This window comes from Nocardioides maradonensis (genome assembly GCF_054777115.1).
Map to the genome: position 1 here is coordinate 1 of NZ_BAAHAZ010000032.1, position 11941 is coordinate 11941.

General features: G+C 70.8%; 15 protein-coding genes. 9 read left to right on the forward strand and 6 right to left on the reverse strand.

Annotated elements, in window-relative coordinates:
• Positions 1–373: 373 nt before the first annotated feature.
• From ACYVAQ_RS23060 to ACYVAQ_RS23080, 5 genes are all read right to left on the reverse strand, one after another.
• Complete coding sequence (locus ACYVAQ_RS23060; protein ID WP_460792953.1) at positions 374–688, reverse strand: hypothetical protein; 315 nt, start codon at positions 686–688, stop codon at positions 374–376.
• Positions 685–1077 carry a flagellar export chaperone FliS gene (gene fliS, locus ACYVAQ_RS23065; protein ID WP_460792954.1) on the reverse strand — a complete coding sequence of 131 codons (393 nt, stop codon included), beginning with the start codon at positions 1075–1077 and terminating at the stop codon, positions 685–687. The genes ACYVAQ_RS23060 and fliS overlap by 4 nt, the downstream gene beginning before the upstream one ends.
• A gap of 14 nt (positions 1078–1091) precedes the next feature.
• Positions 1092–2501, reverse strand: a complete 1410-nt coding sequence (fliD, locus tag ACYVAQ_RS23070) for a flagellar filament capping protein FliD (protein WP_460792955.1) — start codon at positions 2499–2501, stop codon at positions 1092–1094.
• Positions 2502–2589: 88 nt separating this feature from the next.
• Complete coding sequence (locus ACYVAQ_RS23075; protein WP_460792956.1) at positions 2590–3450, reverse strand: flagellin N-terminal helical domain-containing protein; 861 nt, start codon at positions 3448–3450, stop codon at positions 2590–2592.
• 104 nt (positions 3451–3554) lie between these two features.
• Positions 3555–4430 (reverse strand): sigma-70 family RNA polymerase sigma factor, encoded by an 876-nt coding sequence (locus ACYVAQ_RS23080; protein ID WP_460792958.1) that lies wholly within the window; start codon positions 4428–4430, stop codon positions 3555–3557.
• 254 nt (positions 4431–4684) lie between these two features.
• Here ACYVAQ_RS23080 and flgN point away from each other — a divergent pair, with 254 nt between their 5' ends.
• Genes flgN through csrA form a run of 5 tightly spaced genes read left to right on the forward strand, consistent with a single transcriptional unit; the run spans position 4685 to position 8149 of the window.
• Positions 4685–5164 carry a flagellar export chaperone FlgN gene (gene flgN, locus ACYVAQ_RS23085; protein ID WP_460792959.1) on the forward strand — a complete coding sequence of 160 codons (480 nt, stop codon included), beginning with the start codon at positions 4685–4687 and terminating at the stop codon, positions 5162–5164.
• Complete coding sequence (gene flgK, locus ACYVAQ_RS23090; protein WP_460792960.1) at positions 5164–6561, forward strand: flagellar hook-associated protein FlgK; 1398 nt, start codon at positions 5164–5166, stop codon at positions 6559–6561. Before flgN ends, flgK begins: the two co-directional genes overlap by 1 nt.
• A 2-nt stretch (positions 6562–6563) precedes the next feature.
• Positions 6564–7454, forward strand: a complete 891-nt coding sequence (locus ACYVAQ_RS23095; RefSeq protein ID WP_460792961.1) for a flagellin N-terminal helical domain-containing protein — start codon at positions 6564–6566, stop codon at positions 7452–7454.
• A gap of 28 nt (positions 7455–7482) precedes the next feature.
• Entirely contained in the window at positions 7483–7905 is a 423-nt protein-coding gene (fliW, locus tag ACYVAQ_RS23100) for a flagellar assembly protein FliW (protein ID WP_460792962.1), read from the forward strand.
• Between the two features lie 10 nt (positions 7906–7915).
• A complete protein-coding gene (csrA, locus tag ACYVAQ_RS23105) occupies positions 7916–8149 on the forward strand; it encodes a carbon storage regulator CsrA (RefSeq protein WP_460792963.1) in 234 nt (77 codons plus the stop codon).
• Positions 8150–8317: 168 nt separating this feature from the next.
• On the opposite strand, the gene ACYVAQ_RS23110 is transcribed toward csrA, so the two are convergent.
• Positions 8318–8896 carry a helix-turn-helix domain-containing protein gene (locus tag ACYVAQ_RS23110; RefSeq protein WP_460792964.1) on the reverse strand — a complete coding sequence of 193 codons (579 nt, stop codon included), beginning with the start codon at positions 8894–8896 and terminating at the stop codon, positions 8318–8320.
• Positions 8897–9034: 138 nt separating this feature from the next.
• Between ACYVAQ_RS23110 and ACYVAQ_RS23115 the strand changes: the two genes are divergently transcribed.
• Genes ACYVAQ_RS23115 through ACYVAQ_RS23130 form a run of 4 tightly spaced genes read left to right on the forward strand, consistent with a single transcriptional unit; the run spans position 9035 to position 11848 of the window.
• Entirely contained in the window at positions 9035–9886 is an 852-nt protein-coding gene (locus ACYVAQ_RS23115) for a purine-cytosine permease family protein (protein ID WP_460792965.1), read from the forward strand.
• A complete protein-coding gene (locus tag ACYVAQ_RS23120; RefSeq protein WP_460792966.1) occupies positions 9823–10506 on the forward strand; it encodes a hypothetical protein in 684 nt (227 codons plus the stop codon). The genes ACYVAQ_RS23115 and ACYVAQ_RS23120 overlap by 64 nt, the downstream gene beginning before the upstream one ends.
• Positions 10503–11453: an agmatinase gene (speB, locus tag ACYVAQ_RS23125; protein ID WP_460792967.1), complete on the forward strand. Its 951-nt coding sequence runs from the start codon at positions 10503–10505 to the stop codon at positions 11451–11453. Before ACYVAQ_RS23120 ends, speB begins: the two co-directional genes overlap by 4 nt.
• A complete protein-coding gene (locus ACYVAQ_RS23130; RefSeq protein ID WP_460792968.1) occupies positions 11450–11848 on the forward strand; it encodes a YybH family protein in 399 nt (132 codons plus the stop codon). The genes speB and ACYVAQ_RS23130 overlap by 4 nt, the downstream gene beginning before the upstream one ends.
• Positions 11849–11941 lie beyond the last annotated feature (93 nt).

The following is an 11941-nucleotide window of genomic DNA, read 5'->3' on the forward strand; positions in this document are numbered from 1 at the left end:
CGGCCGGCCCCGAGAGCATGGCGCCGGGTCTCGTGTCGGTTGCTGCGCTACCGCCTCGACCAGCGGCGCGGTCGAGCGCACCCCCGTGGCGGCCGCGAAGCGGCGGCGCGGGCGAAGCCCGTGCCGACTCCGCGCCGTGCAAGCCCGTCGTGAGGGACCCGGGGTCAAGGGCGCCGCAGGCGTCGCGCAGCGATGCCGGAGGCACCCTTGACCCCGGGGCACGACGGGCTACGGTGCGGCCGCCAACGACCAGCCCCGTAGAGCACCCGGAGAGGTCGCGTGACGGTTGCTGCGCAACCTCCTCGACCACCGCGTGACCCAGGGTTGCTGCGCGAGCTCCTCGACAACGGCGAGCGCGGGGCCGAGCGAGGGGTCAGGTCGCGACGTCGATGTAGACCGGTACCACCGGCCGCACGGTGGCCTCGGCGATCCGCCCCACCACCCGGCGCTGGTCGCCGGTGCTCGACATGATGCCGGGGATGGCGTCGATGATGGCCTGCTGGCGGCGCAGCAGCTGCCGGGCGCGGAAGAGGAACTCGTCGGGGACCGGGCCGAGCTCGCCGGGTGCGGACCACGAGGCGGGGGCGCCCCCCAGGCGCCCCCGGACCAGGCGTTCGGCCTCGCCGACGTGCTCCTCGAGCGAGTCGAGGGCGGACTGCCAGCCGGCGACGGCGGGGTCGCCGCTCACGACGCGCTCCCGGCCGCGAGCAGGGCCGCGGCCTTCCAGGTCTCGCACAGGTCGCGCGCGACGACGAGAGCGTCCTTCGCGGCGACCGGCTGGTGCGAGACGTTGGCCTGGATCAGTCGCCGCTGCAGGAACCCGTAGAGCGCGAGCAGCTCGCGGCCGGCGGGCATGCCCTCGACGACGAGCGAGGACTGCAGCTCGGTGACGATGGCCTGCGCGTGGACGAGCTGCACGTGGGCGGCCTCGATGTCCTCGGTGATGAGGGCCCGCAGGCCCCGCTCGCAGTCGAGGACGAGGCGCTCGAAGAGCATCACGAGGAGCCGGGCGGGGGTCGCGGTCGCGACCGAGTTGCCCTGGTACGCCGTACGTGCTGAGAACTGTGTGGTGGTCATGGGATCTCCCGGGGTCAGCCCTTGCTGCTGTTCTGGGACCAGCCGCCGTCCAGTGAGGACAGGGCGGAGGTCAGCCACGACTGCTGGGACTGCAGCTTGCTCAGCGTCGTCTCGAGGTTGGTGTACATGGTCTCCAGCGCGGTCTGCTTCATGGCCAGCCGCGCGTCCCACGCGTCGATGTCGTCGTTCTCCGACGCGATCCGGTCGTTCATCGCCTTGATCGACTGGCTGATCGTCCCGGATGCCGGCAGGCTCGCGCCGTCGGAGACCTTGAGGACGCGCGACACCCAGCCGTCGGTGCCCGTGAACGCCGCCTGTACGCCGGACGGGTCGGCCTGGTAGGCGGCCTGGAACTTGTCGGTGTCGAAGGTCAGGTTGCCGTCGTGGTCGATGTCCAGCCCGTACGACGCCAACGAGGTGCCGTCGCTGGGGAAGATGGTCATCCGCAGCGCGTTCACGACCGAGGCGAGGTCCTGGTTGCCGGCGAGGATGCCGGCGTCGTTGGTCTTGGGTGCCGACGAGGAGCCCAGCGACGAGCTGTACTTCGTCTGCGCGCCGATCTGCGACATCAGCTCGTTGATCTGCTTGACGAACTGGTTCACGCCGTTGGCCCGCGAGGCGCCGTCGTCGGCGACGGTGATCGCGATCGGCGTACCGACCGGGGTCGCGCCGCCCAGGGTCACCGAGACACCGGGCAGCAGCGAGCTGAACGTGTTGCTCGACGACGTCACCGTGATCCCGGCACCGAGGGACACCGAGGCGTCCGAGCCGGCGACCGACACGGCGCCGCCGAGCAGCGTGCTGCCGTCGGAGGTCGCGACCGAGATCGACCCCGCGCCGGTGGCCGCCGCCGCGACCAGCAGCCGTACCTGGCCGTTGCCCGCGTCGACCGCGCTGGCCTGGAGCAGCCTCTGCCCGGAGGACCCGGTGGCCTTGTTGAGGTTCGTGATGAGTGTGGAGAGCTTGCCGTCGCCGGTGTCGACGGACACGACGGAGCCGTCGTTCATCGACACCTGGAGCGTGGTGCCCGCGGTGGCCACGACGTCGGTGAGCGCGGCCGAGCTGGCGTAGCCCAGCTGGGCGGAGCTCGCGATCGAGTTGACCGTCAGCGAGAGGTTGCCCTGGGTGGCGGCGCTGGTGGCCGACACGGTGACGGAGGAGTCCGACGAGGTCGCCTTGAGCTGGGTCCAGGTGCTGCCGGTCCGGAAGCTGTCGGAGGTCGTGCTGATCGCGGCGAGCGCGGTGTTGATCGACTGCAGCGCGCTGACCTGCGCCTGCTGCGCGGTGACCCGGTTCTTGATCGCGGTCTGCGGCGCGGACTCGACGGCCATCAGCGAGCTGATGATCGAGGAGGTGTCCAGGCCGCTGGAGATGCCGCTGATCTGGATGGCGCCGGTGGCGCTGGTGGTCGTGCCGCTGCTCATCGACGACTCCTGTCAGTGGGGGAGGAAGCAGCGAGTGCCGGCGGGGCCGGAGCCCCACCGGCACTCGTTCACTGCTGGACCAGCCGGATCACTGGAGCAGGGACAGCACGCTCTGCGCGGCCGAGTTGGCCTGCTTGAGCATCGACGTACCGGCCTGCGACAGGATCTGGGTGCGGGTGTAGTTGCTCATCTCGGACGCCATGTCGGTGTCCATGATCGAGCTGTTGGACGCCTGCAGGTTCTCCTGGGTGACCGACAGGTTGTTGACCGTGTGCTGGAACCGGTTCTGGATGGCACCGAGGTTCGAGCGGAGGGTCGAGACCGTCTGGATCGAGGTGTCCAGGCTGTCCAGCGCGTTCGACCAGGTCGTCGCGGTGTCGGCACCGGTGAGCGTGCCGGCGGCACCCAGCAGGGTCGCGCCGGAGACGTCCACGGCGTTGGCGCCACCGGAGGTGAGGTCGACGTGGATCTGGTTGTTCGCGTTCGCGGTCGCGCTGTTGGCACCGACCTGGAAGTACAGGTCGGCGGTGCCGTCGAGCAGGTTCTTGCCGTTGAACGACGTCGTCTGCGAGATCCGGTCGAGCTCGGTCGAGAGCTGGCCGATCTCGGTGGTGATGTCGGTCTTGGCGTTGGTGTCGTTGCTGTCGTTCGCGCCCTGGACGGTCAGGGTGCGCGCACGCTGCAGGATCGACTGGACCTCGGTGAGGGCGCCGTCGGCCGTCTGGACGACGTTGATGCCGTCCTGGGCGTTCCGGACGGCCTGGCCGATGCCGTTGATCTGGGCGGTGAGTCCCTGCGAGATCGCGAGGCCGGCGGCGTCGTCGGCAGCCTTGTTGATGCGCAGGCCGGACGAGAGGCGCTCGACCGAGGAGGACATCGACGTCTGGGTGGTGCTGAGGTTGCGGTACGCGGTGAGGGCGTCGATGTTGGTGTTGATGCGGAGGCTCATGGCCGTTTCCTTCCTGGAGTTTCTTGCTGTCCGAGCCCGTCCGTGGGCTCTTCGCCGGTCTCATTCGGCGGTGGTCCGGAGGACCTGAGAGGTACGTCGAAAACTCAGCCCGCGACCTGGTCGACCGCGCGCAGCGGCCGAGCGGCGCCCTGGGCGTGCCGGGCCGCGACCGCCGCGAAGTAGGCCTCGCGGCGCCGGTGCGCGACCCCGCCGGCCTTGCCGGGAACGGGCTTGACCAGGCCCGGCTCGAGCGCGTGGTTGAGCGCGTCGCGCAGCAGCACCAGCGCCTCGGCGCGCATCTGCGAGATGCGGGAGTCGGTCACGCCGAGCTCGGCCGCGATGTCGGCCATCGGGCGCTCCGCGAAGAAGTAGTCGTGGACCACGATCCGCAGCCGGTCGGGCAGCTCCTCGATCGCCTCGCGCAGGTACTCCAGCTTCTCGGCCCGCTCCAGCAGGTCCTCCGGCGACGGCGCCCGGTGGGGGACCAGCTCGTCGATCGGGGTGGTCGTCGAGCCCTGCAGCGACAGCACCTGGGCGCGGGCGACGTCGTCGTCGTTGGCGGCCACCTCGTCCTCGGTCAGGCCGGCCGCGCGCGCCACCTCGGTCACCGAGGGGGTGCGGCCCAGCGCGTTCGCCAGCGCGGACCGGGTCTCCGACAGGTCGCGCGCTCGCCGGCGTACCGAGCGGGAGGCCCAGTCGATGGACCGCAGCTCGTCGAGCAGCGCGCCGCGGATGCGGGTGGCGGCGTACCGGTCGAAGGGAACGCCGCGCTCGGCGTCGTACGCACGGGCCGCGAGGACCAGCGCCGTGAGGCCCGCGGACGTGAGGTCGTCGCGGTTCACGTGGCTCGGGACCCGGCCCATCGTCTCGCGGACGATGTGCCCGACCAGCTGCATGTGGCTGGTGATCAGCTGCTCCTCGGCGGGGGTCTCGACGGGCGTCCCGAGAGCGGATGCGGGGGTCTCGAATGGCTGGCTCACGTGGAGCACAGTGGTGCTGTCGAACGTGGTAGCGGAACGATTTCGGGACCCAACGGGTCCTCATTCGGGCGAAATCAGGACATGGGTCCCTGCCGGTCCTAGTCCGAAGTAGTCGGGGTGACTAGTCCCGCCCGATCCGGCCACGTCAGAGGCGCTGACCGATCGCCTGTATCTGCACGATCGTGCGAACCGCTCAGGTCGGCACGTCCGGGCGCCGATGAATCCGGCGATCACGAACCGGAAAGGTTGACGACGTGGACAAGCTGTCCCAGATCCTCTGGCGCGAACGCGAGCTGCTCGAGCACCTCGCCTACGAGCTCGAGGTCGAGCGCCTGGTGCTGGCCAGCGGCCGGACCAGGTGGCTGGCTCGCGCGACCCGCGACATCGACGAGACGCTCGCCGACATCCGGTCCACCGAGGTGCTGCGGGCGGTCGCGGCCGACGAGGCCGCGGAGGAGCTCGGCATGACGCCGAACCCCTCGCTGGCCGGTCTCGCCGAGGCCGCCGGCGACCCGTGGCGCGGGATCCTGCTCGAGCACCGCGACGCCTTCCTGGCCGCCGCCCGCGAGATCGCGGAGCTGTCGGAGGAGAACAAGGGCCTGCTCAGCGCCGGCTTCCGGTCGGCCCAGGAGACGCTCCTCTCCATCGGCGGTACGTCGACGGAGAGCTACACCCACGACGGCCGCTCGGTCGCCGAGGCGCCGCGCCGCCGACTCGTCGACAGGAGCCTCTGATGACCGGCACCTTCTCCTCGCTCGGCTCCGCGCTGACGGGGCTCCGCTACAACCAGGTCCTCATGGACACGGCCAGCAACAACATCTCGAACGCGTCGACCGAGGGCTACGTCCGGCGTACCGTCCAGGGCGGCTCGGTGAGTGCCGGCGCGGTCGCGCTCTGGTCGACGTACGACGGACACGGCGACGGTGTCGCGGTCCAGGGCGTCGACCGTACGACGGACCAGCTGCTCACCTCCCGTGTCCGCCGTGAGCACGCGGGTCTCACCTACCTGGCCACGCAGCAGACAGTGCTGGGCCGGGTCGAGGACGGCATCGGCGAGCCCGGCGACAGCGGCGTGGCCGCGGCGCTGCAGACCTTCAACGCCTCCTGGCAGGACCTCGCGAACAACCCGGGCGACGCGGCGTCGCGCCAGCAGGTGCTCGGCGACGGCCAGTCCCTGGCGCGCGCCGTCAACGCCCAGGCCAACAACATCACCGGTGAGGAGGCCGACCAGCGGCTGCACCTGATGTCGAACGTGTCCGACATCAACACCGCCGCCGCCGGCCTCGCGACGCTGAACCTGCACATCCTGCAGGGCGAGCAGTCCGGCCTCGACGTCAACACCCTCAAGGACCAGCGCGACCAGCTCGCCCTCAAGCTGGCCAACCTGGCCGGCGGCACCGTGGCCACCGAGGCCAACGGCATGTACGACGTCACCGTCGGCGGCACCGCCCTCGTCACCGGCCAGAGCGCCGGCACGCTGGTCATCGACACCGGCATCACCTCCAGCGGCGCTGCGGACGGCAACCCGATCACCTTCCGCATCGACTCCGCGTCGGGTTCGACGCCGGTCGGGGGCGCGCTCGGCGGCGAGGCCGGTGCCGTGACCGACCTGCTGACGACGACGCTGCCCGACTACAAGGCGGGGCTCGACGCGATCGCGCAGCAGCTCGCGACCACGATCAACGGCCTGCACCAGGGCGGCTACGACCTGGCGGGCAACCCGGGTGCTGCGTTCTTCAGCTACAACGCCTCCGACCCGGCGGGGTCGCTCGCGGTCGCCATCACCGATCCCACCCTGGTCGCCGCCTCGGCCCTGGCCGGCGGGAACCTCGACGGCGGCAACGCCGACGCGCTCAGCACCTCGACCACCGCGGTGGGCGACGCGTACCAGCAGCTGGTCAACGGCTTCGGGACGCGCGTGGCCGCCATCGACCAGCAGGCCTCCAACCAGTCCACGCTGACCGGCTCGCTCGACGACTCGTGGGAGCAGCAGGCCGGCGTCAGCATCGACGAGGAGACCGTCAACCTGGTGACGGCCCAGCGCGGCTACCAGGCGGCCGCACGGGTCATGACGACCCTCGACGACATGCTCGACACCCTGATCAACCACACCGGTCTGGTCGGGAGGTAGCCATGGTGATCGGACGCGTGACCCAGCGGATGTCGACGAGCAGCTCGATCGACGCGGTCCAGCGCACCCTCGGCCGGATGGCGCGGACCCAGGAGCAGCTGTCCACCGGCCGGTTGCTCAACCGGCCGTCGGACAACCCCACCGACACCACGGCCGCGATGCGGCTGCGCGACGCGATGGCCGCGACCGCCCAGCACGCCCGCAACGCCTCCGACGGGCTGGGCTGGCTGACCCAGATCGACTCCACGCTCGGCTCGGTCACGACCCAGGTGCAGCGTGCGTACACGCTCGCCCTCCAGGGCGCCAACAACGGCACCATGGGCACGGCGGCGCTGGACTCGCTGGCCGACGAGATCGACGGCATCAGGGCCAGCGTGCTGGCCGACGCGAACGCGACGTACCTCGGCCGGCCGGTGTTCGGGGGCGTGACGAGCGGCTCCTCGGCGTACGACGCGAGCGGGACGTACGTCGGCACCACCGGCTACGTGAGCCGGCGGATCGCCGACGGGGTGAGCGTGAACGTCAACGTGGACGGCACCACCGTCTTCGGCAACGGCGCGGCCTCGGTCTTCCAGGAGCTCTCCGACCTCTCGACCGCGCTGCGGTCGGGCAACAACGCCGGCATCTCGGCGGGGGTCAGTGCGATGCAGGCCCGCATCGACACGATCACCTCGGCCCGTACGTCGGCCGGCGTGGTCTACCAGCAGGTGCAGAACGCCAGCGACGCGGCGTCAGGGGCACAGCTGCAGATGAAGTCCAGCCTCTCGACCCTCGAGGACGTGGACCTCGCATCGGCGACGGTCGACCTGCAGAGCCAGCAGGTGGCCTACCAGGCGGCGCTCGCCGCGACCTCGAAGACGATCCAGCGCAGCCTGCTGGACTTCCTGAGCTGAACCGGGTGACTGAGTGATGATGATGGCCATGCAGACAGGGGAGACCGCCGCCCCCGCGACCGGTCTCGTGGAGGTGCCGGTCATCGACATCGTGCGGCCGCTCCCGGGGTTCCCCGACGACGACCGGTTCGCCCTGGTGCGGATGGATGACGAGGGTGTGCTCTTCGGGTTCCGCTCGCTGGGCGGGTCCGGCCTGGAGTTCGTCGTCGTACCGCCGGCGACGTTCCACCCGGGCTACGCCCCGGTGATCGGTGACGACGTGGTCGAGGAGCTCGCGATCACCTCGGCGGACGACGTGCTCGTCCTCGTCGTGGTGCGGGCCGGGGCCTCGCTCGCCGAGACGACCCTCAACCTGCGGGCGCCCATCGTGCTCAACACCGTGAACCAGCGCGCCTGCCAGGTGATCCTGGACGACCCCGAGCTGCCCATCGCGGCGCCGATCTTCGGGTAACGTCGACCCTGTGCTTGTTCTTTCGCGTCGGGTGGGGGAGAGCGTCGTCATCGGCGACGAGGTCACCGTCACCGTCCTGGAGGTGCGTGGCGACGTCGTCCGCATCGGCATCGACGCGCCACGCTCGGTCACGGTCCACCGCGCCGAGCTGCTCGCCGAGCTCGCGGACGCCAACGCCGAAGCGGCATCACCGTCGGCCGACGCCGTGGCCTCGCTGTCCGAGGCGCTGAAGTCCCGGAAGTAGCGGGGGCAGCGCCCCCATCCACCGATCCACCGCTACTACGCGACGCCCGACGGGCGCGCTCGCCGCGTTGCAGACGCTCGAAGGCACAACAAGGCCGCCATCGCGCCTGCGCCTTGCGATCGCACCCGCCGGACGCCGCTCGCTACGCGGTGGATCGGTGGTTGGGGGCTATCCCCAGGCCGCGGGAGCGATGATCCACATCAGCTCCGCGGACCTCTTCTCGTCGAGGTTGCGCCAGGTGTGCGGCTCGCGACCCTTGAAGGTGAGCGTGTCGCCGGGTCCGAGGCGGACGGTGGTGTCCACCATGACGACCTCGATCCGCCCCTTGAGCACGTGGACGATCTCGACGTCGCAGTCGAGCGTGTAGAGGTCGTCGCCGCCGGAGCCGCCGGACTGGACCGTGGAGCGCACGACCTGCACCTGCGGTTGCCCGCGCGGGGTGAGCAGGCGCTCGTCGACGCCGTCGCCCACGAGCAGGATGCCGGGCGCCTCCTCGGCCCGCACCACGTCGTGCTCCGGCGCCTCGAACAGCGACCCGATCGGGAGGGACAGCACCTCGCAGATCACCTGCAGCGTCGCGACGCTGGGGGAGGTCTCGTCTCGTTCGAGGCGGCTCAGGAAGCCCTTGGTGACGCCGGCCGCGCCGGCCACGTTGTCGAGCGTCAGACCCTGGCGCACCCGTGCGGCGCGCAGGCGTGCGCCGATCCGGGCGCGCTGGCCGGGCTCGGCGGAGACGGACTTGACCATGGGCTGACCCTAACGGTGGGGGCGGGGTTCTTGACCGAGCACGGGGTTGACTAATACGAAACTTCTGTCCACCATAGAACAACGCGGGGCTGTGGTCCACCTCACTCCGCACCGGCCCTCCGAACGAAGGACTGCCCGATGGAGACAGCACCCGCCGACACCGGTCTCGCTCCGGCGCCCCTGATCGAGCTCCGCTCGATCGACTGGGTCCCCCATGTCGAGCGCCGCGGCAAGCTGTGGCACCAGCTGCCGCTCTGGTTCACCGGCAACTTCCAGTACTTCTCGATCCCGATCGGCTTCATCGGCCCGAGCCTCGGCCTCTCCTTCGGCTGGACCGCCGTCGCCGGCGCGCTCGGCATCCTGATCGGCACGCTGTTCATGGCCTTCCACGCCTCGCAGGGCCCGCAGCTCGGCCTGCCCCAGCTGATCCAGTCCCGCGGTCAGTTCGGCTACCGCGGCGTGATCATCCCGCTGGGCGCGACGCTGTTCACCTACCTGGCCTTCAACGTGGCCGACCAGGTGCTGGTCGGCCTCGGCCTGCAGGACACCTTCGGCTGGAACGCCCACGTCGTCGCCATCGGCGCCGCGCTCATCGCGGCCGCGCTCGCGATCCTCGGCCACGACTGGCTGCACCGGGCCTTCCGCTCGATCTTGCTCCTGCTGCTCCCGCTGACCACGATCCTCACCCTCGGCGTGCTGCTGGGTCACGGCGGCGGCAGCGCCCCCGCCGACCCCGGCGGCTTCACCTGGGTCGCGTTCATGGCACAGCTGTCAGCCGCCGCGGCGTACAACATCACCTACGCGCCGTACGTCCCGGACTACTCGCGCTACCTGCCCGCGAACACCAAGCCGGCCGCCGTCATCGCCTCCGTCTTCGTGGGCGCCAGCGGTGCGGCGATCTGGCTGATCACCCTCGGCGCGCCTGGATGGCGACCCGGCTCGGTGCCACCGACGGTCTCGCCGGGCTCCAGCTCGCCGGCAACAACGTGATCCCGCACCTCGGCAGCATCGTCGCCGCCCTGTCCGCGCTCGCCCTCGTCGCGACGATGGGCATGAACGCGTACGGCGGAGCGCTCACCGTGCTCACGACCATCGACTGCTTCCGCCCGTTCACCCCCTCGCGCCTCGCGCGGATCATGGCGATCGTGGGGCTCACGGTCGTCTGGTTCGTCATCGGCCTCTCCATCAGCGCCGGTGCGGTGACCACGGTCTTCGTCGCGCTCACGCTGATGCTCTACCTGCTCGTGCCGTGGACGGCCACCAACCTGGTCGACTTCTTCGTCGTCCGCCGCGGCCACTACTCGATCAGCGAGCTGTTCCGGGTCGAGGGCATCTACGGCGTGTGGTCGTGGCGCGGCCTGACGGCGTACGCCGCCGGCCTGCTCGCCGAGATTCCGTTCATGGTCATCCACATGACGCGCGCCGACGGGTCCAAGCTCTTCGACTTCGTCGGTCCGTTCGCGAAGACCATGAACGAGGTCGACCTCGCCTGGCTCGTCGGGCTGGTCGTCACCGCCGTCGTCTACCTCGTGCTCGCTCGCACCATCGACCTGGCCGCCGAGGCCACCCTGACCCAGGAACCCGTCACTCTCGGAGAGGTGCCCGCATGACCAACCAGAACCCGCCCGTCGGCCCCGTCGACGCCTCGCTCGACCCGCGCTACAGCGGCTTCGCGACCTTCGCGCGGCTTCCTCGGCTCGACGACCTCGGCGACGCCGACACCGTGATCTGGGGCGTCCCCTTCGACACCGGCGTGAGCTTCCGCCCCGGCGCGCGGTTCGGGCCGTCGCACATCCGGCAGAGCTCGCGGCTGCTGCGGCCCTACAACCCGGCCCAGGACAGCGAGCCGTTCGCCCGGGCCCAGGTCGCCGACGGAGGCGACCTCGGCGTGAACCCGTTCGACATCGGCGAGGCGATCTCCCAGATCGAGGGCGCGGCCCGCGAGCTGTCCGGAACCAGCCGGAGCCTCGTCACCATCGGCGGCGACCACACCATCGCGCTGCCGTTGCTGCGGGTCCAGGCCGAGCGCCACGGCCCGATCGCGGTCCTCCACTTCGACGCCCACCTCGACACCTGGGACACCTACTTCGGTGCGCCCTACACCCACGGCACGCCGTTCCGTCGGGCGTCGGAGGAGGGGCTGATCGACTTCGAGCACTCGATGCACGTCGGCCTGCGCGGCCCGCTGTACAGCCGGCTCGACCTGGACGAGAGCGAGAAGCTCGGGTTCGCGGCGGTCAACTGCCGCGACTTCGCCCGCCAGCCGCTCGACGACATCATCAACCGGGTGCGTGCGCGGCTCGGCGACCGCCCGGTCTACGTGTCGCTCGACATCGACGTGCTCGACCCGGCCTTCGCCCCCGGCACCGGTACGCCGGAGGCCGGCGGGTTGAGCAGCATGCAACTCCTGGAGGTCCTGCGGGGACTCGAGGGCCTCAACGTGATCGGCGCCGACATCGTCGAGGTGTCGCCGGCGTACGACCACGCCGAGATCACCGGCATCGCGGCCGCCCACACCGTCTACGAGCTGCTCAGCATCCTCCCGGGCCGGTCGTGAGGACGGCGCTCACCGAGCGTGAGGTGCTCGCGGCCGCCGACACGCTGGTCGACGCCTTCGCGGCGACCGACACGGCGGCGTACTTCGCCTGCTTCGCGCCCGACGCCACCTTCGTGTTCCACCCCGAGCATTACCGCTTCGACGACCGCGCGACCTATGAGGACGTCTGGCAGGGCTGGCTCGACGAGGGCTGGCGCGTGGTCTCGTGCGCCAGCACCGAACGCCTGGTGCAGGTGCTCGGCGACACCGCCGTGTTCAGCCACCGCGTGCACACGGTCGTCGACGTCGACGGTGAGCGGACGGCCTCCGACGAGCGGGAGACGATCGTCTTCACCCGGACGGCGGACGGGCTGCTCGCGCTCCACGAGCACCTCTCGCCCGTGCCCGCGGGCTAGGACGCTGCTGAACAAGACGTCGTCTCGGCGGGGTTGATGGCTCTGGGCGGCGGGCGGGGCGCCACCAATGGCCGTCGAGCGGCAAGTTGAGTC